The sequence below is a fragment of the Bacillus pretiosus genome (assembly GCF_052947655.1).
Map to the genome: position 1 here is coordinate 4629831 of NZ_CM129593.1, position 26147 is coordinate 4655977.

Annotated in this window: 33 protein-coding genes, 1 pseudogene and 1 riboswitch; of the genes and pseudogenes, 11 read left to right on the forward strand and 23 right to left on the reverse strand. The window is 34.3% G+C overall.

Features of this window, described 5'->3' with window-relative positions; translation table 11 throughout:
• Positions 1-72: 72 nt before the first annotated feature.
• Entirely contained in the window at positions 73-945 is an 873-nt protein-coding gene (locus ACU8YW_RS23940) for a YitT family protein (protein ID WP_000411244.1), read from the forward strand.
• A 150-nt stretch (positions 946-1095) separates the two neighbouring features.
• Here the strand turns inward: ACU8YW_RS23940 and ACU8YW_RS23945 are convergent, their stop codons facing one another.
• The 5 genes from ACU8YW_RS23945 to ACU8YW_RS23965 all read right to left on the reverse strand — a co-directional run bounded on the left by ACU8YW_RS23945 (position 1096) and on the right by ACU8YW_RS23965 (position 3918).
• Positions 1096-1314, reverse strand: coding sequence for a hypothetical protein (locus ACU8YW_RS23945; protein ID WP_088064650.1), 219 nt, complete (start codon positions 1312-1314; stop codon positions 1096-1098).
• A 98-nt stretch (positions 1315-1412) separates the two neighbouring features.
• Entirely contained in the window at positions 1413-2228 is an 816-nt protein-coding gene (locus ACU8YW_RS23950; RefSeq protein WP_000071201.1) for a DUF4247 domain-containing protein, read from the reverse strand.
• A gap of 12 nt (positions 2229-2240) precedes the next feature.
• Entirely contained in the window at positions 2241-2747 is a 507-nt protein-coding gene (locus tag ACU8YW_RS23955) for a DUF4178 domain-containing protein (protein ID WP_000051753.1), read from the reverse strand.
• Between the two features lie 21 nt (positions 2748-2768).
• Positions 2769-3173 carry a DUF350 domain-containing protein gene (locus ACU8YW_RS23960; protein ID WP_000220323.1) on the reverse strand — a complete coding sequence of 135 codons (405 nt, stop codon included), beginning with the start codon at positions 3171-3173 and terminating at the stop codon, positions 2769-2771.
• A gap of 79 nt (positions 3174-3252) precedes the next feature.
• Entirely contained in the window at positions 3253-3918 is a 666-nt protein-coding gene (locus ACU8YW_RS23965) for a PspA/IM30 family protein (RefSeq protein WP_000110287.1), read from the reverse strand.
• A gap of 404 nt (positions 3919-4322) precedes the next feature.
• On the opposite strand from ACU8YW_RS23965, the gene ACU8YW_RS23970 reads away from it, so the two are divergent.
• Positions 4323-4901, forward strand: a complete 579-nt coding sequence (locus ACU8YW_RS23970; protein ID WP_097889156.1) for a lipoprotein BA_5634 family protein — start codon at positions 4323-4325, stop codon at positions 4899-4901.
• Between the two features lie 37 nt (positions 4902-4938).
• Here the strand turns inward: ACU8YW_RS23970 and ACU8YW_RS23975 are convergent, their stop codons facing one another.
• The 3 genes from ACU8YW_RS23975 to ACU8YW_RS23985 are packed head-to-tail and all read right to left on the reverse strand — an operon-like array spanning position 4939 to position 7335.
• A complete protein-coding gene (locus ACU8YW_RS23975) occupies positions 4939-5106 on the reverse strand; it encodes a FeoB-associated Cys-rich membrane protein (protein WP_000989597.1) in 168 nt (55 codons plus the stop codon).
• Positions 5107-5122: 16 nt separating this feature from the next.
• Complete coding sequence (gene feoB, locus ACU8YW_RS23980) at positions 5123-7111, reverse strand: ferrous iron transport protein B (protein ID WP_088064653.1); 1989 nt, start codon at positions 7109-7111, stop codon at positions 5123-5125.
• A complete protein-coding gene (locus tag ACU8YW_RS23985) occupies positions 7108-7335 on the reverse strand; it encodes a FeoA family protein (RefSeq protein WP_000060518.1) in 228 nt (75 codons plus the stop codon). The genes feoB and ACU8YW_RS23985 overlap by 4 nt, the downstream gene beginning before the upstream one ends.
• 194 nt (positions 7336-7529) lie before the next feature.
• Positions 7530-7631, forward strand: a riboswitch (TPP riboswitch).
• An 86-nt stretch (positions 7632-7717) separates the two neighbouring features.
• Between ACU8YW_RS23985 and thiT the strand changes: the two genes are divergently transcribed.
• Entirely contained in the window at positions 7718-8386 is a 669-nt protein-coding gene (gene thiT, locus ACU8YW_RS23990) for an energy-coupled thiamine transporter ThiT (protein WP_097856768.1), read from the forward strand.
• Between the two features lie 209 nt (positions 8387-8595).
• Here the strand turns inward: thiT and ACU8YW_RS23995 are convergent, their stop codons facing one another.
• The 6 genes from ACU8YW_RS23995 to ACU8YW_RS24020 form a co-directional block, all read right to left on the reverse strand.
• Entirely contained in the window at positions 8596-10446 is a 1851-nt protein-coding gene (locus tag ACU8YW_RS23995; protein WP_426934124.1) for a sensor histidine kinase, read from the reverse strand.
• A complete protein-coding gene (locus ACU8YW_RS24000; protein WP_060486642.1) occupies positions 10443-11132 on the reverse strand; it encodes a response regulator transcription factor in 690 nt (229 codons plus the stop codon). Before ACU8YW_RS24000 ends, ACU8YW_RS23995 begins: the two co-directional genes overlap by 4 nt.
• A 39-nt stretch (positions 11133-11171) precedes the next feature.
• A complete protein-coding gene (gene srtD / locus ACU8YW_RS24005; protein ID WP_426934125.1) occupies positions 11172-11792 on the reverse strand; it encodes a class D sortase, LPxTATN-specific in 621 nt (206 codons plus the stop codon).
• A gap of 88 nt (positions 11793-11880) precedes the next feature.
• On the reverse strand, positions 11881-12369 hold the full coding sequence (locus ACU8YW_RS24010; RefSeq protein WP_426934126.1) for an LPXTG cell wall anchor domain-containing protein: 489 nt from the start codon (positions 12367-12369) through the stop codon (positions 11881-11883).
• A gap of 177 nt (positions 12370-12546) precedes the next feature.
• Positions 12547-12879 (reverse strand): hypothetical protein, encoded by a 333-nt coding sequence (locus tag ACU8YW_RS24015; RefSeq protein WP_046199459.1) that lies wholly within the window; start codon positions 12877-12879, stop codon positions 12547-12549.
• Positions 12880-13062: 183 nt separating this feature from the next.
• Positions 13063-13278: a hypothetical protein gene (locus ACU8YW_RS24020; protein WP_097889152.1), complete on the reverse strand. Its 216-nt coding sequence runs from the start codon at positions 13276-13278 to the stop codon at positions 13063-13065.
• A 160-nt stretch (positions 13279-13438) separates the two neighbouring features.
• Here ACU8YW_RS24020 and hpt point away from each other — a divergent pair, with 160 nt between their 5' ends.
• From hpt to ACU8YW_RS24035, 3 genes are all read left to right on the forward strand, one after another.
• Positions 13439-13966 carry a hypoxanthine phosphoribosyltransferase gene (gene hpt, locus ACU8YW_RS24025; protein ID WP_446894015.1) on the forward strand — a complete coding sequence of 176 codons (528 nt, stop codon included), beginning with the start codon at positions 13439-13441 and terminating at the stop codon, positions 13964-13966.
• Positions 13967-14049: 83 nt separating this feature from the next.
• Entirely contained in the window at positions 14050-14952 is a 903-nt protein-coding gene (locus ACU8YW_RS24030; RefSeq protein ID WP_426934128.1) for a diacylglycerol/lipid kinase family protein, read from the forward strand.
• A gap of 148 nt (positions 14953-15100) precedes the next feature.
• A complete protein-coding gene (locus ACU8YW_RS24035; protein ID WP_000289924.1) occupies positions 15101-15280 on the forward strand; it encodes a cold-inducible protein YdjO-related protein in 180 nt (59 codons plus the stop codon).
• Positions 15281-15604: 324 nt separating this feature from the next.
• On the opposite strand, the pseudogene ACU8YW_RS24040 reads toward ACU8YW_RS24035, so the two are convergent.
• The 3 genes and pseudogenes from ACU8YW_RS24040 to ACU8YW_RS24050 all read right to left on the reverse strand — a co-directional run.
• Positions 15605-15960: pseudogene (locus ACU8YW_RS24040) on the reverse strand (FtsX-like permease family protein); the annotation flags it as partial.
• Between the two features lie 19 nt (positions 15961-15979).
• Positions 15980-16159, reverse strand: coding sequence for a hypothetical protein (locus ACU8YW_RS24045; RefSeq protein WP_088064659.1), 180 nt, complete (start codon positions 16157-16159; stop codon positions 15980-15982).
• Between the two features lie 75 nt (positions 16160-16234).
• Positions 16235-16582, reverse strand: a complete 348-nt coding sequence (locus ACU8YW_RS24050; RefSeq protein ID WP_097889151.1) for a YxeA family protein — start codon at positions 16580-16582, stop codon at positions 16235-16237.
• A 216-nt stretch (positions 16583-16798) separates the two neighbouring features.
• Here ACU8YW_RS24050 and ACU8YW_RS24055 point away from each other — a divergent pair, with 216 nt between their 5' ends.
• Together ACU8YW_RS24055 and ACU8YW_RS24060 are read left to right on the forward strand one after the other, a co-directional pair.
• The gene (locus tag ACU8YW_RS24055) at positions 16799-17257 is read left to right on the forward strand and encodes a helix-turn-helix transcriptional regulator (protein ID WP_000360776.1); all 459 of its coding nucleotides are present in this window, start codon (positions 16799-16801) and stop codon (positions 17255-17257) included.
• A 73-nt stretch (positions 17258-17330) separates the two neighbouring features.
• The gene (locus tag ACU8YW_RS24060; protein ID WP_426934129.1) at positions 17331-17714 is read left to right on the forward strand and encodes a hypothetical protein; all 384 of its coding nucleotides are present in this window, start codon (positions 17331-17333) and stop codon (positions 17712-17714) included.
• A 62-nt stretch (positions 17715-17776) separates the two neighbouring features.
• Here the strand turns inward: ACU8YW_RS24060 and ACU8YW_RS24065 are convergent, their stop codons facing one another.
• Together ACU8YW_RS24065 and ACU8YW_RS24070 are read right to left on the reverse strand one after the other, a co-directional pair.
• Entirely contained in the window at positions 17777-18376 is a 600-nt protein-coding gene (locus ACU8YW_RS24065) for a DedA family protein (protein WP_426934130.1), read from the reverse strand.
• The gene (locus tag ACU8YW_RS24070) at positions 18376-18954 is read right to left on the reverse strand and encodes a class I SAM-dependent methyltransferase (protein WP_097889148.1); all 579 of its coding nucleotides are present in this window, start codon (positions 18952-18954) and stop codon (positions 18376-18378) included. Before ACU8YW_RS24070 ends, ACU8YW_RS24065 begins: the two co-directional genes overlap by 1 nt.
• A gap of 364 nt (positions 18955-19318) precedes the next feature.
• Here ACU8YW_RS24070 and ACU8YW_RS24075 point away from each other — a divergent pair, with 364 nt between their 5' ends.
• Both ACU8YW_RS24075 and ACU8YW_RS24080 read left to right on the forward strand, forming a co-directional pair.
• A complete protein-coding gene (locus ACU8YW_RS24075; RefSeq protein ID WP_088609434.1) occupies positions 19319-20548 on the forward strand; it encodes a helix-turn-helix domain-containing protein in 1230 nt (409 codons plus the stop codon).
• Between the two features lie 273 nt (positions 20549-20821).
• Positions 20822-21091, forward strand: coding sequence for a YolD-like family protein (locus ACU8YW_RS24080; protein WP_088064665.1), 270 nt, complete (start codon positions 20822-20824; stop codon positions 21089-21091).
• A gap of 93 nt (positions 21092-21184) precedes the next feature.
• Here the strand turns inward: ACU8YW_RS24080 and ACU8YW_RS24085 are convergent, their stop codons facing one another.
• A complete protein-coding gene (locus ACU8YW_RS24085; protein ID WP_087984916.1) occupies positions 21185-23134 on the reverse strand; it encodes an ABC transporter permease in 1950 nt (649 codons plus the stop codon).
• On the reverse strand, positions 23121-23891 hold the full coding sequence (locus tag ACU8YW_RS24090) for an ABC transporter ATP-binding protein (protein WP_000859654.1): 771 nt from the start codon (positions 23889-23891) through the stop codon (positions 23121-23123). Before ACU8YW_RS24090 ends, ACU8YW_RS24085 begins: the two co-directional genes overlap by 14 nt.
• 306 nt (positions 23892-24197) lie before the next feature.
• Between ACU8YW_RS24090 and ACU8YW_RS24095 the strand changes: the two genes are divergently transcribed.
• The gene (locus tag ACU8YW_RS24095; protein WP_426934131.1) at positions 24198-25070 is read left to right on the forward strand and encodes an AraC family transcriptional regulator; all 873 of its coding nucleotides are present in this window, start codon (positions 24198-24200) and stop codon (positions 25068-25070) included.
• Between the two features lie 42 nt (positions 25071-25112).
• Here ACU8YW_RS24095 and ACU8YW_RS24100 read toward each other — a convergent pair whose 3' ends face one another.
• Positions 25113-25751 carry an SdpI family protein gene (locus ACU8YW_RS24100; protein ID WP_088064668.1) on the reverse strand — a complete coding sequence of 213 codons (639 nt, stop codon included), beginning with the start codon at positions 25749-25751 and terminating at the stop codon, positions 25113-25115.
• Positions 25748-26020, reverse strand: coding sequence for an autorepressor SdpR family transcription factor (locus ACU8YW_RS24105; protein WP_088064669.1), 273 nt, complete (start codon positions 26018-26020; stop codon positions 25748-25750). The genes ACU8YW_RS24100 and ACU8YW_RS24105 overlap by 4 nt, the downstream gene beginning before the upstream one ends.
• Positions 26021-26147 lie beyond the last annotated feature (127 nt).

Consider the following 26147-nt stretch of genomic DNA (forward strand, 5'->3'; position numbering starts at 1 on the left):
TTAAATGTTAAAATGGAAGTTAGGTGTGAATGACGTAACAAATAAGAAACTAGTTTGAAACGAGGAAATTACATGGAGAAAATTATCAAAAACAAGCCCAATAAGCTAAAAATTGCTTCAAAAGCTTTGATGATTATTATTGGGGCATTTATCACAGCGTACGGATTAGAAGCAGTATTAATTCCAAATAACGTATCAGACGGTGGTGTGACTGGTTTAAGTATCGTTAGTTCAAGATTATTTGGATTGCCATTAGGAGCTCTAATCGCAGTTATTAACATTCCTTTCGTTTGGTTAGGATATAAGCAAATCGGTAAAAGCTTTGCTATTTATTCCATTATCGGGATTGCTTCATTAGCAGTAGGTACTGTTGTTATGCACGGAATACCAGCTATTATTGAAGGCGATACACTACTTGTTACAGTTGTTGGTGGTATTATTATCGGTTTCGGTATGGGACTAGCATTACGTAACGGCGGCGCATTAGATGGAATCGATATGCTAGCTGTATTGCTTTCTCGTAAGTTACCTTTTGGAACAAGTGACCTTATTTTATTCTTAAACATGTTCGTATTTATTTTCGTATCAACAGTATTCGGTCTTCAAGGAGCTATCCTTTCGGCAATTGCTTACTTTATTGCTTCGAAAGTGATTCATATCGTTGAAGTTGGTTTAAGTGGTTCGAAAGCATTTAAAATCATTACGAAAGAGCCTGAATTAATGGTAGAAACAATTCGTGATCGTTTAGGCCGAAGTGCAACATATAACGAAGTATACGGTGGTTATTCAAGAGAGAAATTCAAAGAAATTTCTTGTGTAATTAACCGTTTAGAAGAAAGTAAAATGAAAGAACTTATTAATGAAATCGATCCACACGCCTTTATTACAGTTTATGACGTAGCAGAAGTAAAAGGCGGTAACTTTAAGAAACGTGATATTCATTAATCATCATGAATAAAGAGGGTGTGCCAACAATTTGGCACACCCTCTTCTTATTATGAAGTTGCGGTCGTTGTCGGTAAGTCGATATATTTCAATAATCGCTGATATATTTGGAGTTGCGGTCGATATATTCTAATAATCGCTGATATAATTTTACTCTCCCCATCTTCTTCCTCTCTTAATCCATGCTACATATTTTTGAAAGGCAGGCACTTCATGTTGAAAGCGCAGCGGAACATATAGAAAAAGAGTACATGTACATAGTATCCATAGAATACCTACTACAAAGTGAAATTTCATCGTTGTGCTAATAAACAAACTGAGGAATAAAACGAGGAACATAATCAAACTAAACCTTTTATATATAGTCATACTAATTTCCTCCTTATAACTTAATTGTACCAGCTACAAGGAATTAATTTCCATAATAAAAAGACCGAAAAGCAACTTCTCCTTTTCGGCCTCTATACCTATCTTCTCTTCGTAATTTTTCCTGAACCACCGACCCTCGTTTTCGGAGGAGATGTATTCCTTGGCGGCGTTTTAATAGATGATTTCGGCTTCACATCTGATCCGCTCGAGCCACCTGGTGTTTTTGTAATTTTTCCTTTGCTTCCAGTAGAAGGCGGAGGCGTACTACTTCCTTTTTTCGTAATACTTCCTGTATCTCCTACGGAAGGTTTCGAATCTACATTATCGCCTCGCTTAATGATAGATCCTTTCCCTTCCTTCGTAATTGGAGGCGGGGTTTTCTTTTCTTCTTTCGTAGGCGGTCTCTCTGGAATAACCGGTTTATGATTTTGTCTGTCATTATATCCGCGATAATCACCGTATGATGATTTTCGTGAACCGAATATATCGTTTAAAATACTTCCCATAATATATCCTTGCAGGAAGGATGGTTGGTAATTTTGACGGACAAATTCTTTATTACTTATTTCAATTAACGTATCAGAAGGTTTCTCTTTATCCTTTTGCAGGTTATAAATCTTATCAGAATAAACGAGGAACATTTGATTTTCGTCTTCTTTAGATGCTTGCTTCGGTTCTCTTTCATTAATGAGTTCCTTTGCGACTTCAGGAACTGACCGATTGGCGGCCCTATACACGTAAGATTCTTGTTTACCTTCTTTTGCGACAGATTCTAGTGGATAACGGTCTTGAATCGACTTTGTCTGTCCGCCTTGACAACCTGATAAGGCATATCCAGCAACAACAAGTAATAGAACGATAGCAAGTATAGGGATTACGAACGATTTAATCATGGTAAACAATCGGTTTGACATGATTACGCCCCCTTACGTTGCTCTTATAATTTGTACATCAGCAGGAATAATTGCTTCTCCCTCATACATCATTGTGCGACCATTTTGCCATTCAATACGTAATAATTTTCGGTTATCTGATTGGAATTCCCATACGTACTGTTCCTCTGAAGCAGAGAATGGTGTTTTCCCCATCACAACAACACGTCCGTTATATTGCTCTTCCATATGGTACTCTGTATCATCCATTTCAATTGTCGTCGGAACTTCATCAATTGAATCTAAACGACCATCGATTGGTGTATATAATTTGTAATACGTATTTTCACGATCTTCAATTTTTAAATAACGAATATCTTTCCCGTCTTGCAGTGTTAAAACAATTTCTTTACGAGAATGCATACTCGTTTTCCCAGTTAATTCGTACATGACTAATGAAACTTCAATCATATCGCCAGGAGCTAACGTTAACAAACTCTTCTCCGGTTTCGGCGGTTCTGGGCTCTTCATTATATTTTTAATTCGTTTAAATAAACTCATGATTTACCCCTCCTTCTCTCTTTATAAACAAGCACCTAAAATAAGTGCACCAACGATATGTAATGATCCGGCCAACATCGCATGCGCAACACTGCCTTCTTTCGTACCTTCTTCTAAATCTAAACCGGACATTTTCTTTAACACAAATTCGATAAACATTTCTACCACTAATAAAATAACGAAAGAAACTGCTGATGCAAGTAGCGCTTGCCATAAGTCATTTGCTTTCGTTATGGATTGAGATAAAATGTACCCTTGCGCGAATAATTTCATAACGAAACGCGTTGTTACAGCTGTATTCCCATTCTTTATTTCTTTTAAATCATTGTATTTAGTAAAAATTGAATCAACCCACATAATTGCAAATAAAAGTACTGCACTTGCTCCAGTCCATACAAGCATGGCTAACACATTTGTCCATGTCATTGCAAAACCTCCTCTAAAAAGTAATAGAAAACCGACATGAATTCTCTTCAGACATGTCGGTTTCTTTGTCTATTCTATATTATTTCTCATACTGCTTCATAATACGAGCTAATTCATCGTCAACAGCAGAATTTTTGTTTAAGCTTGCGAATTCATCATCTAATGACTTTTCTTTTTTATACACTTCACCACTTGCTTCTGCTTCAGCTTCTAATTGAAGAGCTTTCTCTTCCATACGACTTAAACCAGCTTTTGCTGAATTTGAATCAAATCCAGACATCGCCTGATTAATATTCTTTTGTGCTTTCGCCGCATTTACACGTGCTACAAGTGTTTCACGTTTATTTTTCAGCTCTGTTAATTGCTTACGCATTTCTTCTAGCTTCAGGCGAAGATTATCGGCAGCAGCTTTGTTTTGCTCATAGCTTGCTTTATACTCATTCATCTTTTGCTCTGCGTTTTGTTTTTCTTCAAGAGCACGACGTGCAAGATCAAGATTGCTTGCTTGAACAGCCATATGAGCTTGCTCTTCACGTTTTTTCACAAGTGCTTCTTGCTCTTCAAATAATATTTTGAATTTCTTCTCAAGTGCAATTTGAGCTGCTACACTTTTCTCAGCTTCTTGTACATCCGCTTGCATATCGCGTAAATATTGATCCGTCATCTTAACTGGATCTTCCGCTTTTTCAATTAATGAATATACATTCGACATTGTTAAATCTCGTAATCGTTTAAATACAGACATTCTAATTCCTCCTATGACTTACCTCATATTTCAAATTCACTACTTGGAAAACTGAAAAATCTCCCTTAACAGTAAAGAATATTCATTTTTACAGCCTACGTGTTTATTATAACAAAACTAATATGTCCTTACATGTTATTTCCAAAATACAGCCAATATAATATGACATTCTATATAAAACATTGTATTCCTAATATATTCTCATTAACCCTCTTCAGAATTGACTTATTTTTATGCACTTTCACTAAATTACATTATTGTAATGTTACTGTAAGCTAACTCGATAGTTACGTTGCAATATTTCTTATACACTAATACCAGAAGCAACGAACAAGCTTCTCATCATTTCAGAACTAATACAAAAACTGTATTTACAATAAAACATATAAAAAGGAGAAATCATCATGAAAAAATTAGTAGGCATCGGATTAGCAGCAGCAATTTCATTCGGAGCATTATCAGGTTGTTCTTTATTAGGAGAGAAAGCAAACGGTTTTGTACTGTACGGATCAGAAGAACAAGTTCAACAAATTACAGATAAAAACAAAAAAGAAGTGAAAGAAAAAGACTTCTATAAAATGAAAATGACTACATTAGAGGGTAAAAAAGTTCTTGTTATGGATAAGAAAACTGGTGAAGAACTGGTGAAGAAAGAGTTACTTAGCAAAGTTGATGAAAAAGACGACACGAAACCACTTAATAAATTACCAGCTGTAACAGCAGAACAAGGTGTATTATTTGCTAAAGAAAAAGTAGAAAATGCTACACTTGATGGGGCAAAATTAAAATACGAAGGCAATACAATTATCGGAAGTGGACGTGCATATGCCGACATGTTCGCGATTGTTGATGATGCAACTTACGTAAATGTAAAAGGCGATGAAAAATCTGTTGGGGTATTAAAATTCGATAAAGACCCTAGTAAAGAATTCCCTGGCTACAACGGTGTAGAAGCTTCTCAACTTGTAAAAATTAAAAAGTAAAACAAAAAAGCTTTGCGAAATTCGCAAAGCTTTTTTGCTATTTGTGAGCGATTTGCTCCATATCCGGACTACAAGTTTGCGACTGACATGATTTATTTAAAGAACATGCTGCGCATTTTCCCTTTTTACTTCTCTTTACAAAATTAACTAACGTGTATGCTGCATAACCAAAAATGATAGCTCCGATTATAATATTGACCATCACTCTAATACATCTCCTTCTAGAATCCGAGTAAGGATCCAACTTGGTATATAATGAACGTTAATACATAAGCAACAACGAGTGGATAAACGACAGAGAAAATCGTCCACTTCGTTGATCCTGTTTCACGTTTAATAACAGCTACTGTCGCTAAACACGGAACATATAATAAAATAAAGAACATAAATGCATATGCTGATAACGCAGTATAATGTGCTCCCATTACATTTCCAAGCACATCTTCTTTCACCGCATAAATAATTGCCATTGTAGAAACGACAACTTCTTTCGCTAAAAATCCTGTTAAAAGAGATGCTGCAGCTTGCCACGTTCCAAAGCCGAGCGGTGCAAATAGTGGTGCAATAAATCCACCAATCATCGCTAAGTAACTATCTCCCATATCAACACCAAATCCTGATGGACCTGCATAGTTTAATAACCAAATGACAACAGAACCACCGAAGATGAATGTACCTGCTTTACGAACAAATCCCTTACCTTTCTCCCACGTGCTTAGCCATAACGTTTTCGCTTGTGGCACGCGGTAAGGAGGTAGTTCAATGACGAAAATAGACTTTTCCGCTTTTAAAATTGTAAGAGACATAATTTTTGTAACTAATAATGCAAGAACAATACCTGCAACATATAAAGAAAACACAACAGTTGCCTGACTATGAGGGAAGAATACTCCCGCAAATAATGCATATACAGGTAAACGTGCCGAACAAGACATAAATGGTGTTACAAGAACTGTAAGTAAACGTTCTTTTTCTTGTTCAATCGTTCTCGCTGCCATAATACCTGGAACATTACATCCAAAACCGATAATCATCGGAATGAATGCTTTTCCATTTAAACCGAAGAACTCCATAATTCTATCCATAACAACTGCAATTCGCGCCATATATCCTGAGTCTTCTAATAATGAAATGAAAAAGAATAGTGCAAAGATTTGTGGAACGAATACTAATACCGCACCAACACCGGCAATAATACCTTCTGTAACGAGTGCTTGAATAAAATCAGAAGCTCCAACACTTGTGAGCCCAGCCGTTACCCAATCCGTAAGCTGTCCACCAAAAAATTCATCTAACATATCGGATAAAGGTGTACCAATCCACGTAAACGTAACCTGAAAAATAAAAAACATAACTGCTAAAAAGATTGGAAGTCCTAAAATTTTATGTGTAATTAATCTATCAATTTTTTCCGAAAAAGGAATTTTTCCTTCTTTCTCATGCTTCATAACATTTGTTTTTAACTTTTCAATATACGCTTCACGAGTTTTGTAAATGTGCTCTTCCAACGTACAATCAAGTTTTCCTTCTAAGCGAGATCGAATGGCTACAAGTTCCTTATAAATTGGTAATGCTTTCATTTCTTTTTCTACTACTTCGTTATTGCTTAAAAATTGAAGGGCTAACCATCTTGGATGCTTATAATTCGCTGTCTCTAAAAGGGCTATTACCTCTCCAATTCCTTCATCCATCTGTACACCATATGAAATAATGAATGGCTTTTTCTCGTTTTTGTCATTTTCTTTAAGAGTAGCAAGTAGTTCTTCACAGCCTTTTCCACTTCTTGCAACGACAGGAACGACTGTTACACCTAATAGCTCTGATAATCGTTTTACATCAATTACAATGCCTCGTTGCTTTGCCACATCGACCATATTTAATCCGATTGAAACCGGCTTTCCAAACTCAAGTAATTGCAACGTTAAATGCATATTTCTCTCGAATTGCGAAGAATCCACTATATTTAACATATGATGAAATTCGTCTGTTAGTAGAAAATTTGTAACGACACCTTCATCACGCGAAACTGGATTCAAATCATAAACACCTGGTAAATCAATTAATGTTCCTTGCTTATCTTTTAATTTACCAACCTTCTTTTCTACTGTTACACCGCTCCAGTTTCCTACGTATTCATAAGAACCAGTAAGTGCATTAAATAATGATGTCTTCCCTGTATTCGGATTCCCTAGCAAAGCTACCTTATTCACGCTAATTCCACCTTTATCATTTTCGCGTCACAATGACGAATACTAATTAACTGTCCACGACACTCCAATGTACAAGGACCTTTGAACATCGCTTTCTGCTTCATGCGAAGTTCGCTTCCTTCAGAAAGACCGAAAGCAGCCAATCTTCTCTTCAGTAAATGATCTAAAGACTGAACGCTTTTTACTAACACTTTCTCACCGATTTTAATATCTACTAAGCTCATAACCTTCCCCCTCAGAAGAGAATGATAATTATTTTCAAAAAAATTATAGCACACTCTATTTCTCTTGTACTATACCCTTTTGCTTCATATTTATTAACATTTCGCTACAATTCTATTTCAATCATTGTCATACTGTATTCGTTTGCCATTCTCATCCATTTCGCTTACAATAAACAATAGCAAATAAAGAATCTCGTTATCACTGGGGGAGCCATGCCGCTGAGAGGGAACACTTCGTTCCGACCCTTCGAACCTGTTAGTTAATGCTAACGCAGGGATTGTGCAAACGTCCGAAATACATACCTCTTTTTTATTTACGTATTTCGTATCCTCCTATGATATCTATTCTTTTTTGTACAACTTGGATTTAGGGGGAGACAACATGCGTAACACCAATTTACAAGCGATGATCGAATCTGCAATTCTTGCAGCCTTCGCCTTGGTCATCGACATTTTACCATTATCAATCAAACTTCCAACAGGCGGTTCCATTTCATTCGCTATGATTCCTATTTTTATTATTGCATACCGCTGGGGCTTTAAATCAGCTTTCTTAGGTGGTTTAGTTTGGGGACTATTACAAATTGTCGTAGGAGATGCTTACATTTTAACACCTATTCAAGCTTTCATTGAGTACTTCATTGCCTTTGCTTTTATCGGATTTGCTGGCTTATTCTATCGTCCAATTCAAAAAGCACTTTTAACGTCTAATGAAAATAACTTAGAACAATCAAGTTTAGGTACCCGTAAAGAAAAACCTTCATCAAAACAAAACGAAGGTAAGAAAGTCCTTGCTTATATTATCCTTGCTACATTTATCGGTAGCTTTGCTCGCTATTTCTGCCACTTTATTGCTGGTATTATTTTCTGGGGACAATATGCACCGAAAGGTCAATCAGCAGTTCTATACTCATTAATCGTAAACGGCAGTACAATGCTCGGTTCTTTTATTTTATGTACCGTTTTACTTATATTTTTATTTCTTACTTCACCTCGCTTATTCAAGAGCATCAATGCTTATCAAATAAATTCAAACAAAAAGAGCGCTTAATAAGCGCTCTTTTTGTTATATCGTAATATCAATTAAAAATACAATAAATGCACAAAAGAAAATAAATACCATTATACTTAGCCACTTGCTATGCACGGTTCATCGACTCCTTACATAACCTCATTTTCTACCCAGATTATATCGTTTAAAAATAAAGATTAGGTAAAGATAATATGAAAATAAACTAAAAAAAGCGTAGCATGCATCATCTACGCTTTTTTAGGTAAATAAAAGTAAAATAATACACCATCTTCTGTATTTTCTGCCCCATATTCAGCATCGTGCAGTTCTAAAATATTTTTAGAAATAGCTAGACCAAGCCCAGTTCCACCTTGTGAACGGTGGCGAGCTGCATCCACGCGATAAAAACGGTCCCAAATTTTATCTAATTGCTCTTCTTCAATGTGAGTACCTTTATTTTCAATACACACTTTTATACGATCTTTCTCATCTATTGTAGAAATAATAATATCCTCTTTATTCGGTGTATAACGTATGGCATTCGTAATGAAGTTCACGATTACTTGTTCAATCCGACTTTGATTTGCGACTACTTCAAATGAACATATATTTTTATGCACATGAAGTTCTTTTTTCTCTATGTCCACAGAAAGGTGTTCACATATATCTTCAATTACTGTATCGATATAAAATACACCCTTTTTCATTTTATATGTACCTGACTCAAATTTAGCTAACTCCAGCATATCCAAAATTAAAGTATCCATTTTATCTACTTCTCGTTCCATTGCCTGAAAATAGTATTCTTTTTTATGCTCAGCTACTCCATCTTTTAAAATAGAAATACAGCTTTTCATAATACTCAGCGGTGTTTTTAATTCATGCGAAACACCAGAAATAAATTCTTTCCGCGTATTTTCTAACTTTCTTTCCTTTTCAATATCTTGTTCTAGCTGTCCAATATGCGAATGGAGCTTATTAGATAATACATTAATATTTTTCGATAAATCACCAATTTCATCTTTTGAAGTAATCGGTATTTGTTCTGTGAAATCTAAGTGTGCTATTTTCTTCGTCGTATCATTTATTTTTAATAACGGCTTTGCAATTTGTTTTGAATAATAGAACGAAGCTAGAAAAATAAGAACGACTACAAATGCAATGATGTAAATGTAGTAATCTTGCACCATTTGTACAGCTTCATCTACAGGCTGTAAAGAAGCCATCGCATAAATATATGTGACTGATCCGTCTCTTTCTGTTATTGGTTTCATTAATAATTTATATTTTATATCATTTTTTTCATAGTCCATTGTTTTTATTGAATATTCTATTTGATTACTTTCATTTAGTAATACATCCCTTTGAAACTCTTTTATGCTATCTAAGAATAGACTATTTTTATAAATTGGATTTACAAGACCTTTTACATCAGGAAACTGTACTTTCGTAACACGTCCTCTTATGTAAGTATCTAATTCCTGAGCAGATTCTTCCTGAACAGCTGGTTTCTTTTCTTTAACAAGTTGTTCTTGATCCGCTCTCTTTTTCTCCTCATCTAATTTCATTTTCTCCTGAAACGCTTTTTCTAACGGTTTATTAGATCCATTTAAATTTTGCTTACCTAACGCGAAAGAGAATGGAATAAAACTATCACCTTTTTTCACGCCAGAAAAATAAATTTCTTGTCCTAAAAACGGATCTGATAATTTATTATCAATCTCCTCTATATTGACGAGATTGTATAAAGGAATTTTGAATATTTGTTGTCCAAAGCTCTTTTGTTGCCTACGATCTATCGTTACTTCAAAATAAAAATCATCCGCATGTTTTAAATTCCCATTCTGATCTAACGTTGTAATCCACGTATTATTTTCTCTTAAAAAGTCTTGCTCCAGCTTCTGAATTCCTTCTGCACTTCCTGCATAATTCAAATAATTCTTCTCAAAGGAATTTAAATTCACTTTAATATCTTCTACTTTTCGATTCGCATAATATTGTTTAAAAAATATCGTTTGTCCAATAAATATCGTCGCTAAAATTAACATACATAATGCTGTTGTGAGGGCAAATAATTTTAGTACAATCCCCTTTCTCATACATTCCCCTCAAATTTATAACCTGTTCGTACTACAGTTGTAATGCACTTTGCTTTCTCTCCTAATTTATTTCTTAAATTACGAATATGACTATTAACCGTTCGATCGTCACCAGCAAATTCATATCCCCAAATTCTTGAAATGAGTTGCTCTCGCGTTAAAACAATCCCTTGATTTTTCATGAAATACGCTAATATTTCAAATTCAGTATGTGTTAAATTAATGTCTGTCCTATCTACCGTAACAGTGCGCGATGGGAAGTGGACGTGAATACCGTGAATAGATAATGTATCATCTTCATTCTCTAGAAGTTGCTTCGTTACTTTTCTACTTTCTAACAGCCTTTTCGCTCTTGCTAATAAAATTGGTGGGCTATACGGCTTCGTCACATAGTCATCCGCCCCAAGTTCAAATCCAAGTAACGTATCATCTTCATCTACACGTGCCGTCAGCATAATAATAGGAACCTCCGATGTTTTACGAATTCTTCGGCAAACAGACCATCCATCAAGTTCCGGCAACATAATATCTAAAATAACTAAATCAACCTCTTCTTCCTCAAATACAACTAAAGCTTCTTTCCCATCTCTTGCTTCAAACACTACATATTGCTCGCTCAAAAAATAATCTTTTAATATTTCACGCAAAATATCTTCATCTTCCACAATTAAAATGTTTTTTGACATAACTTATGTATCCCCCTTCCGCTTTCAGAAACTATCACTTCATTTTGAATAACTAGCCGTTAACTTCGCCTCGATAATATATCTATCTGGTGCATCCCCTATATAATCAAATGGATAGCAAGTCGTTAGTGTTAATATCGGTTCTTCTTTTTTTATAATAACAGTACGATCATCCGCATGGGTAATCCATATCTTTTGAATTTCGTATGTGTAAGTTTTATTATCATACTCTAAAACAAGAGTGTCTTTTTCTTTTAACTCTCCTAAATCTGTAAAGACAGTATCCCGGTGTCCACTCAGTACAGTATGTCCCCCTCCAGATGGCGTTGTCGTTACATCACTAACGAACATTCCAACTCCTTTCTTCAACGTTGCATCATCCGCTCCCCAGTATATAGAAAACTTCTTCTTTATTTTCAGTATATTTAACAGTGCAACCTTTTCTCCTTCTTTATGTTCTGTTTGAGAAGAAGGTACTTGGGAAGTTACAGGTGTTTCGTAAGAAAGTTGATTATGTTGTATATTTTCAAGCCTCTTTAATTTTTCTTTCGTTAATTGTTGAGCAGAGCTTTTTCCTTTATACCATTCCATAGCGTAATATGATCCCATAAATAGCCCTATAGCCATCAATATGATACCGATATAATTGAGTAACTTCATGTTCATCCCTCCATGCCAAAAATGGTAGGAATAACCTACCATTTTTAATATATGAAATTATTCCATTCTTTATAGGACAATATTTTATTTACGCCTTAACTTTATTGCGACGATTCAAACCAAATAATGTCCCTATCCCTACAAGACATGCGCTTAGTGCCATCATTGCTACATTATTAGATGCTGTGTTTGGTAATTTTTCACCTTGTACAGCTGGCTTCGCTACTTCTTTTTTTACCGCACCATTTTTTTGTTGTACTTGTGCTGCTTCTTTTTTTGCCATATCATTTTTCAACTGTTCTTGTGCTATTCTCTTTTTCTCTTCTTCACTTTTTTGCTGTTCCTTAATCACTGCTTCTTTTTTCGCCTTATCGTTTTTCAACTGCTCTTGCGCTATTCGCTTTTTCTCTTCTTCACTTTTTTGCTGTTCTTTAATCAATGCTTCTTTTTTCGCTTTATCTTGCTGCAGTTGTGCCTGTTCTTCCTTTGTTACTGTTCCAGTATCCGCACTCGCTACTGAAGAATATCCTACTGTTAAAAGTGCCATTGCACAAATTGGTAATAGTCTCTTTTTCATCTTCATTCTCTCCTTATATTTTATTCACATCAACTCGCATCGGATGTATCACTAGAATAAACAAGAGATATAAATATAAGATGCAGATGAAATATATTTCATTTAAAGATTTCATTGTAGAAAAATAAAAAAACATCGCAATATATGCGATGTTTTTTCGGGTGTGTGTCTCAATATTTACATGTTACTTTCGCGTGATTTAGAAGTAGAACGGGCCGGAGCGATAACTAATTGTCTCGGCTCAGTTTTCTTTAAGTGATTTTTGACGTTACACTTACGACGTTGAACAACCCACGCTTTAATAGGGTTTGTCAAAATAATCTTTTGCTCTTCGTTAGGGGCCTCTTCTTCAAACCTACAACTTTCGCTCCATTTATTCCATTTCATTGTAAATTTAGAAGAAGAATGATCGTCTTCTCGATCAAACAAGTGCAAAAAATCCATTTCGCCAGCTAGCATTACGGTGTTGCTAGTTGCTAAAAAAGAAAAGGTCGTCCAACGTTTCTCCATGCCCTCCTACTCCTTTTTCACATATAGAGTGCCTAAAACTTAATTTACCTAAAATATGCTTGCCTTTTACCTTACACCTATAGTTTATCCAAAACACTACTATGCAACTATCGATTTGCCTTACAACTACCTTACATTTTTGTAAGAAACAAAAAACCTTCACTCTCTATACGTGAAGGTTTCTCATTTCTTATCTATATGATTTTTCATATGATCCACTCCAGCTTCTTGTAGCTGTGACATCATACCGTGGGAAATTGCGCCTAATACTAAAGTCATTCCAATTAGTGAAATCCGAATCGCTGGTACATCAATTATGTAAGCCAAACTACCAAGAACAATTGTTAAAAGTAATGCTTTTATAAATGTTGCACTTGTATACTCTTTCTTTCTCATCATAATCATCCTTTTGGAAGCGTTTTCTTGATGTAATCAGTATATCATACCATCTGACTATTTTGTGGGGATTTCTGTAAAAAACTTATATCTTCTTTGACTTTTCCCCTTCTTTCCTTTACAGTCGAAATGTTCACAAGTTTTACACTGTAGGAGGACTCCAATGAATCTTGAAATAAAAGATACTTTAATTTCTGAAGAACAATTACAAGAAAAAGTAAAAGAACTAGCACTTCAAATCGAACGTGACTTTGAAAGAGAAGAAATCGTAGTAATCGCTGTATTAAAAGGATCTTTCGTATTCGCTGCCGATTTAATTCGTCACATTAAAAACGATGTAACAATCGACTTTATTTCTGCATCTAGCTACGGAAATCAAACAGAAACAACTGGCAAAGTAAAACTATTAAAAGATATCGATGTAAACATTACTGGAAAAAACGTAATTGTCGTAGAAGATATTATCGATTCTGGTTTAACACTTCACTTCTTAAAAGATCACTTCTTTATGCATAAACCGAAAGCATTGAAATTCTGTACGTTACTTGATAAACCTGAGCGTCGTAAAGTGGACTTAAAAGCTGAATATGTTGGCTTCCAAATTCCAGACGAATTTATCGTTGGCTACGGTATCGACTGCGCAGAAAAATATCGTAACTTACCATTTATCGCTTCAGTTGTAACGAAGTAATATAAATAGAATAAACTTCTATCAATCATTGATGGAAGTTTATTTTCTATCACGATTCGTAAAAGACAAAGGGAGAGAATAAAATGACAAAAACAAAATTTAAAAAAGTACTCCTCATCGTAAATCCGAAAGCAGGACAAGGTGATTTACATACGAACTTAACGAAAATCGTACCACCTCTTGCGGCAGCTTTTCCTGACTTACATATCCTTCATACGAAAAAGCAAGGTGATGCAACAAAATATTGCCAAGAGTTTGCTAGTAAAGTAGATTTAATTATCGTCTTTGGTGGTGACGGCACTGTATTTGAATGCACAAATGGCTTAGCACCTCTTGAAACTAGACCTACACTTGCAATCATTCCAGGCGGAACTTGCAATGACTTCTCTCGCACACTTGGCGTTCCGCAAAACATCGCAGAAGCAGCAAAACTTATTACACAAGGACATGTAAAACCAGTTGACGTCGCAAAAGCAAATGACCTACACTTCTTAAACTTCTGGGGCATTGGACTTGTCTCTGAAGTATCAAACAATATCGATGCGGAAGAGAAAGCAAAGCTTGGGAAAATTGGTTACTATTTAAGCACCATTCGAACTGTCAAAAACGCTGAAACATTCCCCGTAAAAATTACGTACGATGGACAAGTATATGAAGACGAAGCCGTCCTTGTTATGGTTGGAAACGGTGAATATCTTGGCGGGATCCCGTCCTTTATTCCGAACGTAAAATGTGATGACGGAACACTTGATATTTTTGTTGTAAAATCAACAGGCATTCAAGCGTTTAAAGATTATATCGGGAAGAAACTATTTGAAGACTCAAATGAAAATGACATCTTCCATGTAAAAGCGAAATCCATTCACATTGAAACAGAAGAAGAAAAAGAAGTAGATACAGATGGAGAAAGCTCGCTTCATACACCTTGTCATATTGAACTATTACAAGGACACTTTACGATGATTTATAATCCTGCGGTTGTGTAATCAATACTTTATTATACTTTAATAATTACTAAACTTCGCATTTTTGCGAAAAATACAGTATAATTAATAAGTAAAAGGTTGTTAACAAAAAATGTTAACAACCTTTTTATTTTTTCAAAAAAACTTTTCACTTTAGAGGAGCGATCACATGTATTGGAGAAAAAATGATAAGCCTGTAGAAGATCCCGAAGCGATAGCTATATGGGAATGCACGGCAAAAGACTGCCGTGGATGGATGCGTAAAAATTTTTCATTAGAAGAAGAACCAAAATGTCCATTATGCAAAAATGATATGAATAGTAGCGAGCGTTTATTACAAAAGCTCTAACTTCTGCTTTTCTCCACTTTAAATATTAGAATAAAGGATTATCTTTCTCCTTATCTACAAGATGCATTTCCTATATGTGAATAGAAAGAAAATAGATAATAGCGTAAAACATTGAAACAGAAAAGAGATGGTTTTCCCATCTCTTTTCTGTTTCAAATTCCCCTTATCAAACCTTAGTTATGCACACCTCATTTTAGCTAATAAAAAACGAAAGAGAACATAATTTTCACTATGTTCTCTTTCGTTTCCCGAAAAACTTTATCACTATTTTCATTTACTCACAATCCGAAAATAAGAATGAACCGTTAAGAAATAATAACTAATATAAATAACGCTATATCCTTTAAAAGATGTATAAAGAAAAATGAAACAAAAAAATACATGCTGTATCAATAACCGCTCCAATCGGTACTTCAAAATGAACGTTTACGCCTAATTCCATCGTGCTTACTAATAACTGAAGGAATGATTTTGAAAGTAAACTACCAATTACAATGCCGATTACTAATCGATAGTAAAACCATTAACGTATTTTCATAAAACAGCATTTTGCCTATTTCTTTTTTTCCAATACCTAGTAAAGAGTAAAGACCTATTTCTTTTTTTCCAATACCTAGTAAAGAGTAAAGACCTATTTCTTTCTTACGCTTTCGTGTAAAAAATCCAAAACCATACAAAATGATTTCAAATTTCCTATAATTAAAATGTTAAATTACATTTGGAACAAAAGGGAGCAGAATTGCCTCTCCTAATTTTCGCATTACATTTTGGACAATATACATATCGCTCTTCTATCTTTTCTCGTTCTATCATATGTAAAGATACTATTCTCATACTACACATAACCCCGATTAAAATAAGACTAACAATGAGTAGCATCACCCTCGCCCCCTTACACTAAACATTACCATAAAACAACAAAACCGATTCTCTCATTGAGAATCGGTTTTATACTTATAGTCCTAATTTCGCCTTCGCTCCATCAGGAATTTTATCTGTTGTTACTTGTACTTTATTATGTAAGAACTTACCTCTCGTAAGCACATGCCAGTATGAGCCTTTTGGTAATTCATCTACTTCGTCAATTGTAACTTCTTTTTTCTTACCATTTTCATCATAAGCTTTCACTTTATATTCACGACCTTTATTTCCACCTAACTCTTTTCCATCGTTATCAATTATTGCATAATGGTCCTCTATATCAAGAAATGGATTCATTCTATCAAACCCCGCGCTCCCATTTAATAAATATGCCGCTCCTGCGACGATAACAAGTAGTGATCCAAAAATAAATCTTTTCATCTATATTCTACCTTTCATTATGTTTTCTTTAAGATCTTTCTAAGTATAGAGCTTATTTCTTAATAAAAACTCGTTCGATTTCTTAACATTTTCTTAAACTAAAAGTGAAATATTAATTAAAAAGATTGAAATAGACAAAAAATAAATTTTTACACTCCAATTGACAAAATTACACCTTTAGTGTAATTTTACACTATAAGAAAAAGGAGCTGCATTATGGATAAACAAAAATTTATTGAACTCGTTAATTCAAAATTAAAACTCATCCGTGTTGAAAATGATTTATCACAAGATAAAATGTCAGAAATTATTGGTTTATCAAAGAAAACATTAGTCGAAATCGAAAAAGGAAGACGCACGCTAACATGGTCAGGTGCAGTTTGTGTCGTAACACTCTTCGAACAGAGCGATACAGTCCAGATGACATTTGGAGATGATGTGAATGAAATTATAAAAACAATCGCCTTTACACATTACAATACGAACTTCCCGAAGACATTAGGCGGAAAAGTGTGGTGGCGACAAATAAAAGAATTAAATGGTTATCAAATACAACAAAATATTTTATCTCAACATTATCGAATTTTAGATAAAGAAGACCGCAGAATATGCCACTCATTCGATTTCGATGAAATTGAACAGCGATTTATGGAAATGGCAAAAACATCTCAATAAAGTAAAACTTTAATCAGTGGGGATTTTACTGCCCTTTAATACGGGATAAAATAAATTTCGGAGTATAATTCAAATGGAAAAACAGACAAATATCACGATTTTAAATACGCTAATCATTAGCACGTTAGTATTCAATTTATTTATTTTCACATCAAGAATGAGCTTTTTACCTTGGTATATTGAAGATGGTTGGGGGTATTTAGGATTAGTATTTACATCCTTTATTTTCTTAATTAGCTTCTTTCAATCTTCGAAGCTTCATAAAGAAGGAAAGTTAACTACTCTGCAAAAGTTCATTCCACTTGCTTCTGCCATACTTTCAATCTTCGTTCTTCTCATCCCATCAAGTGATTTTATGACTATATTTGCCAATCTAATCAATACAATCATATTAACAATTTATATAACTGTATTTCAAACAACACCTAATGTAAGTAATAAGAAGCCATTACATTAAAAGGGAGAGTTATTCTACAAAATAACTCTCCCTTTTATACTACTCTCAATAAGTATAAACATTTACTTACTCATCACCGTACTTCTTCTTTGCTTATACAAATAAGCACCACTCGCAACAACAAAAACAATTCCGCCAAAATACACGCCATACTCTATCGCAAGCGCTACAATCCTTTCAATATGTTGTCCAAATAAAGAACCGAGTACAAAGTAAGCAAGTGTCCAAACAAGTCCTGTCGTATAGGAATACAAAGCGTACACCTTAAATGACATGTTATTCATTCCAACTAAATACGGTACGATATGTCTTACAACCGGTATGAAGTAGCTTGTGACTAACGCATAATGGCCATACTTCTCTACCATTTGTTGAGATTTCAAAAGATATTTCGCCTTTTTCTTTTTCATTAGCTTATCAAGTACTTTTGTACCAAATATTTTTCCTACTATATAACCTAACGACAGCCCAGATACAACGCCTAAATAGGTTAATAAAAATGCTGGAATGACACTTAATATCCCTAATGAAGAGACAAACCCACCACTCATTACGATCATTTCGTCTGGAATTGGCATACCGATAATACCTAACCATAAACAGAAAAATAGTGCCCAATAACCGTACTGTTCAATATAAGATAATAATTCATGTAAGTCCATTAAGCATATGCTCTCCTTAGCTCTTTTTTACAGCTAAAGACGTACGCTGGCGGGAAATTGAGCCACACTTTTTCGAGCGTAATTTCAGGAAAGAAATGCTGTATAAATCCTTTTTTCACAAGTGAATATTGAAATGTAATAAATTCACCTGTCTCATGTATCGCCTCCATTACATTGTTTAAAATACGCTTTGAAACTTCTTCTGGTAAAGATGTAAAAGGCAATCCCGATAAGACGTAATCAATGCATTCTATCTGTAATTCTTCCATATACTTCTTTATATTTTCAGCTGAACCATGTACCACAATGACGTTCTGCTCATTTTTAAACTTTCTCTTTAACTCTTTGCAAAACACTTCATTAATTTCAATAAGAAGAAATATCGTTTCCTTCTTCTTTCTCTTCATAATTTCTCTCGTGAAAACCCCTGTACCAGGCCCTAGCTCTACGATACATTTCGCTCTATTAAAATCAATTACATCTACCATTTTCTTTGCTAATATTTTTGAACTTGGCGCAATTGCACCAGTATGTTTCGGATGTTTTATAAATTCATGTAAGAATGTTATGAGTTGCATGTAACCCTCTCCCCATTCGTTCGATAGTTTTTAACTTGGTTCTAAGTATAACTATCGTTTCTTAACAAAAATTGAGGAGATTTCTTAAGATTTTATGAAGAATGAAACATTTCTTATTCCATATATAAATACCTCTTTTATATTCATTAATTTGGTATAATAAATATAAAAAGAACTTTTATGGAAGGTACCATCACTACGTTTATTTTCATGCACTATCTGCGGAAATTAATTTGTAAATCAACTTTCATTATTATCCAATATATGTAATTATTTTCATGTAAGCAAACAAAGGCAAATAATAAGAAATATAGATTTGAGTCTGAATATGTGGTATTCCAAAACTATTTAAAAGGAGAAGATAATGAATAATTCCATCGACCTACAGCACTTATGTGACCTTGTACATAGAACATTCCATGTTCCTGTTCAATTTCTATCTACTGATAAAAAAATTGTATATGAATCTACTTCTCATACAATTGGTAGTCCATTTTATTCTTCTAAAGAAGAACATCTTAATGAAATTTATCAAGAAAACGTACCTTGCAATTTTCCAATTTTCAAAGGAAATAAGTATCTTGAAAATTTCATTAGCATCCATATAACAAATCATGAACATATAAAAGGTACAATTATAATCGGCCCGACTACCTATCCAAAAGTATCAGATGAAATGGCGATTAAACTGATGAAGTATTTCAACTGTAATAATAAAATGCAACAAGGAGTAGATTACTATCAATTTCTACCCGAGATTAAAAAAAGCACGTTAATTGATATAAGTATTTGGTTACATTACGTCATTTTTAATGAAAAATTAGATAGAGATATTGTCTGGAAAGAGAATAAATTACTCGAAGATGTTTCTTATAAAATCGTAAATCCTGATTTATACATTTCAAAACGTCGCCGGCATGATCCGCAAAATTATGACATATCATTGGAACGCAAATTTTTTTCAGCCATTAAAGAAGGCAATACAGAAAAGGTCATACAATATGCGTATTCATTCCCCCAAGAAGATGCGACAATTTGGTCTAAAGGAGATCAGCTTAGAAACCAAAAAAATAATGGCATTATCGCCATTACGCTAGCTATTCGATATGCGATAGACGGTAATCTTCCATCGCATATTGCTTTTTCACTCGGTACTTTATATATACAAACGATTGAGAAACTAGATAACATGTATTCCGTAAATAGGTTAATTGAAGATGCATTATGTACTTTTGCAGAACGTGTAAAAGAATATCATAATCAAGCATATTCTAATTCCATTACTACGTGCCTCAATTATATTAACAAGCATATTTACGATGAAATATCTTTGAATGATCTTGCTAACCTTTTACATATTTCCCCTACTTATTTATCAAAACTATTTAAAAAAGAAGTGGGAATTCCTTTAATTGAATACATCCAGAGAGAACGAGTAGAAGAAGCTAAAAAATTATTAACATTAACGACTTATCCATTATCAGATATTTGTGCCTGGCTTAATTTTAATGATCAAAGTTATTTCACAAGAGTCTTCAAAAAAATTGCGGGTATGACGCCTAGACAATATCGTGAAAATCATACCGTTATATAAAAATGCTTACTTAATATAGAAGGTGAGATAGTTGTCATACTAGCTCACCTTCATCACATCGATTTATTCCCCTTAATAAAGTTTGAATCCCATTCAAAAAAGTACAAGAATGACAAATAATTACTATAAATAAGTGAATGAATTTGATAATTTTTTAGTACGAAGCCAATCCTGCTCCCAATCATCCATACTTACTTCGTTCTATCACACAAGGTACTTCCATAGTAATTAGCCTTCCCATATAGAAAATATATCGTTAGGAGAATAGAAAGCATGAGTAGTACAAATATATCAAAATCGACTGATATGAAAGAATCGCAAATAGTATCACCCTATGATGATAGAGACAAAATTGAAGATACTTTATTACGCTCTTACATTTCAGAAAAAGAAATATTGATCACTTATTATAAAGATGGTTACTTCCCTACAAGTTATATGACTGTAATGGAATTAAATCCTTTGAAGCGTTCTTTACTTTGCATAGATGCCTTTAACCGAAAGCATACTTTTAGTTTCATCGACATAATCGATGCGCGTTAATTATCTCTTCATTATAATTAGAACGTAAAAAAAGCCATTCACCTCATAAAAAATTAGGTAAGTGGCTTTCTTATTTTCTCGCAGCTTCACTTATTATTTCGCACTCACAATCTTATAATAAGAACGAACTGTTAGGAAGTAATATCCGATATAAATGACGCCATATACTCCAATACTAATTAGGAGCGGGATCATAATTTCAAATGGTAATATATTTGATAAACCTTTTAGTGCGAACAAACTGTGTAAAATACCGATAATTAACGGAATAGCAAAGATAAAGCTCACTTGTTTCGCAATAGCTCTCTTCATCTCTTGCTTCGTTACACCAATTTTATGAAGAACAACGTAACGATCACGGTCAGCACTTGCTTCTGTAAGTTGCTTAAAGTAAATGATTGAGCCTGTCGCTAATAGGAAAACTAATCCTAAGAATAGCCCAATGAACATCATTAAACCTGTCGTTTCAATTCCCATTTGGAATCCTGTATAGAAATCGTTAAATGGTTTTAAAACTTCCGATTCACCTGCTGGCATAATACTTGCTAATTTCGCTGTTAACTCTTTACTATTTCGCTCACCTTTTACATCAATATTTTTTACAGCGCGTGTTTCATGTACTTGTTTCGCCTGCTCATATGTTTGATCTGGAACGATTACAAATAGTTCATTTAAGTTTGTAAGACTTCTACTATTTACACCTTTAATGTTTAGCTCTTTCGATTCATTCCCAACAGGAAATACAGCTTTATTTCCTGTATAAAGAGGACCAAAATCGAGTTTTTCAATATAGAGGCTATCATATACAAAAGCTTCATTCGCACTTAAATTTACAGGTTCTACATCTAAACGTTTCGCAATTGTATTAAAGCTTGATTGAGAAATAAGCTGGTACTGCTTCGTAACATTATAGTGTGTGTTCAGCACTTGATCTGCTCTTTCACCTTTAAATGTTCCCTTCACAGGAATCATTTCAACTTCTGACTCATATGTCACTGGATGATTGCTCTTCTCTCCAGCAAGTATTTCTTTTACCTTTTTATCTAGTGCTTCATCTTTTTTCTCATAAGAATAACTATACGGTGCTGCAACTTTTGATTGCGTAAATGTGTTGTAATACATCGTAACTGACGTACCAACCGCTGTTAATGTCACTGCACTTAAAATAGCAATTGTTGCTAGTGATTTCGAGTTTCCTTTAATGCGATATAGTAGTTGCGATGTCGTTACCATATTCATACCGTTATAAAATGCTGACTTATTATTTCTTGCTCGCTTCAATACAAATACTGTGAAGAACATAAACAATAAATAAGTTCCTGCTACTGTCGCTAGTAAAATGTATAATGCAACGACCATAAAGTCTGCATACATAACTGCTTTCATGTACATTAACGCTAAGAAATAACCTGAACCGATTAAGAAAACTGAAATTAACGCCATCACTACGGATCCTTTTGGCATTGCTTCTCCTTCGCGTTCCGCTCGGAAAAGTTCAATTAGCTTAAAGCGATAAATTAAACGATATCCTTGAAGTGATGTATACAAAATAATCACAAAGAAAATAAGTGCTGTATCAATAACTGCGGCCATCGGTATTTCAAAATGAACGTTTAAGTTTATTCCCATCATACTTATTAGTAGTTCAAGGAATAGTTTTGAAAGAACGCTACCGATCGCAATTCCGATAATTAAAGACATTAATCCCATTAACATATTTTCATAAAACAGCATTTTACCAATTTGTCTTTTACGAATGCCTAATAAGGAATATAGCCCAACTTCTTTTTTACGCTTCCTTGTAAAGAAACCGTTCGAATATATAATGAACACCGCTACGAAAATAATTAGCATAACACTTGAAACTTGGAACGCTCCGCTAATTTTTTTAGAAGCTTCCGCAGCTTTTTCCATTTGTGAATTATACTGCAACGCCTTAAATGTAAAATAAATGACGATGCTAAAGATCATAGATGCAAAATATACAAAGTAGTCTTTAAAATTCCGCTGTATGTTGCGGAGGGCAATGCTAGATAAGGTCATCAGCCATACCTCCGGAAATGGAAGACATTACGTCAACGACTTGTTGGAAGAACTGTTTACGCGTTAATTCCCCGCGGTGCAATTCTTTATATAACTCACCATCTTTAATGAAAATAACTCGTTTACAGTAACTCGCCGCAAACGCATCATGTGTTACCATTAAAATTGTAGAGTTATCATATTCATTTAACGACTTCATACTTTCAAGTAAATCTGTCGCTGATTTAGAATCAAGCGCTCCTGTCGGCTCGTCCCCGAAAATCATACTAGGATTCGTAACGATCGCACGCGATGCTGCGCAGCGCTGCTTCTGTCCGCCTGACACTTGATATGGGAACTGACTTAAAATGTGATCAATACCGAATTTCTTTGAAATTTCAAGAACGCGGCGATCAATCTCACTCGCTTTCACCTTTGATAACGCAAGAGGTAACGCAATGTTCTCTTTTACCGTTAACGTATCTAATAAATTATAATCTTGGAAAATGAACCCTAAATGATCGCGGCGGAATAACGCTAACTTATCATCGTTCATCTTCACGATATCTTTTCCATCAATTAAAATTTCACCGTTCGTCGCATTATCAATTGTAGAAAGAACGTTTAGTAAAGTCGTCTTACCCGAACCAGAAGGTCCCATAATTCCAACGAACTCACCTTCTTTTACTTGTAAGTTAATACCTTTTAACGCTGCAAATTTATTACCACCCGTGTCATACACTTTTTCAATATTTTTTGCTTCTAACACTGTTTTCATCTCGACATCCCTCATTTCTTCTATTCTCTATTTTCAACTATATACACTCTCTACTCTTGCCACTATCGATGTTTCTTACACAAACATGACAGTTATGTAAGACGCATAAGTAAAGATATAAAAATTTAACCTACTGAACAAAAGTACTTTGTTACTATAGCATTGGGATATCATACCATCCATTCATTCTCCTTACAGGAACATTACAATTTTGTAAGGTTAAAAATGTACCCTACAAAGTTGTGCATGAAATGTCGGATGGACTTCGTTTGTTCCTGCTATTCTATTTAACAAGGAGGTCATGATATGGATTCACTTAAAAACATGAATGCGGCAATGCAGTATATTGAAAACAACCTTACAAACGAAATTGATTTTAAAGAAGTCGCAAAAATAGCTTTCTGCTCCGAATATCATTTTAAAAGAATGTTTTCTTTCCTAGCTGGCATACCACTGTCAGAATATATTCGCTGTAGACGTCTTACTCTTGCTGCTTTTGAACTAAAAGATAGCAATGCAAAAGTCATTGATGTCGCTATCAAATATGGATACAACTCACCCGATTCCTTTACACGTGCCTTTCAAAACTTGCACGGTATAACGCCTTCAGAAGCTCGAAGTACAATTCGTTCTTTGAAAGCTTATTCACCAATGACCTTCCAGTTATCGATTCAAGGAGGAAATGAAATGAATTATCGAATTAAAGAAAAAGAACCATTTCGAATTATTGGTATTACGAAACGAGTACCGATTGTGTTTAATGGTGTAAATGAAGAAATTGCTTCTATGTGGAAGAGTTTAAAACCAGAGTCCATTCAAACGTTAAAGTCCCTTTCAAACATGGAACCGAATGGAATTATTAGTGCTTCTACTAACTTTTCTGAAGGAAGGATGGAGGAAAAGGGAGAACTTGATCACTACATTGGAGTAGCCACAACGAAAGATTGTCCAGCGCAATTCGCGCAACTTGAAGTCACAGCCTCAACGTGGGCTATCTTTGAAGCTGTCGGTCCATTTCCTGAAACATTACAAAATGTATGGGGACGCATTTATTCCGAATGGTTTCCTTCTTCCAACTATGAATTAGCGGTAGGACCGGAAATATTGTGGAATGAACAGAAAGATGTATCTTCTCCAAACTTTAAAAGTGAAATTTGGATACCGATTTTGAAGAAATAAGAAATAAAGCTGCTCTTCCTTAGAAGGAAAAGCAGCTTTTATTTACATTTTTAGTTCTTTTTTATAAGCAACATAAGAATATCCCATCGTTAGTCCTACTGCACCGATAATAATCCCAATTATTAAGAAAGCTTTCCATACTACTGGGGCAAAAATACTTAACATCATAATAATTCCTAATACAACAAACACCTTTCCACTAAAACGGTGTGTCTTCCTCCACACTTCCTCGTTACTTAATGTCCACGGTGTTTTTATACCTACAAAGTAGTTTGGTTTACATTGTGGTAAATAGTTGCCGATGACTATAAATAAAAGACCAACAAGAATATGCGGTGTACTATTCATGGGAATGTCATAACCTAATCCAGCACCAATTCCAATGATACTTACTAAAAATAATAGGACTAATACGCTATAATTCATTACATTATATCCTTTAGAAAATTTCTTATAATTCCCATGCTTCGGATCTATCTTAGGCAATAAAGTCAATAACACATATATAAAAACCATAACTGCAACATCCAAAATCATCATGCCCATTTTTGACATATGTCCATCTACCTCACCAGCAAGATTCCAATGACTCGGAACCTCCTCCGGTAAATGCGGCCACGCGGCACACCATGCAATAATCGTTAAAGCAATTAATAATAACGGAAATATATGCTTCCTCATTTCCCCTCTTCCCCCTTATTCGTAAATGTAAACACCCAAGTCAATAAATCTTGAAATACAGTTGTATTTAAAGAGTACATAACGAATTGCCCTTTTTTTTCATCTTGAATAAGTTCAGCATTTTTAAGTGCGTTTAAGTGGTGTGAAATACTTGGCTTCGTCATATTGAAATGTTCAGCAATCTCACCAGCAGTTAAATCATCTTCTTTCAATAAGTCCAAAATTTTTCGCCTTGTTGGATCTGCTAATGCTTTGAATGCTTGATTCAATGTCTTTCTTCCTTTCACTAATTAGACATTTAGATATTTATCTAAATATTAAATCACTTCCAATTAATTGTCAATTATACATAAGCCCTTTTTACTTTTCACACTTTTGACCTATACTGTTTATTAG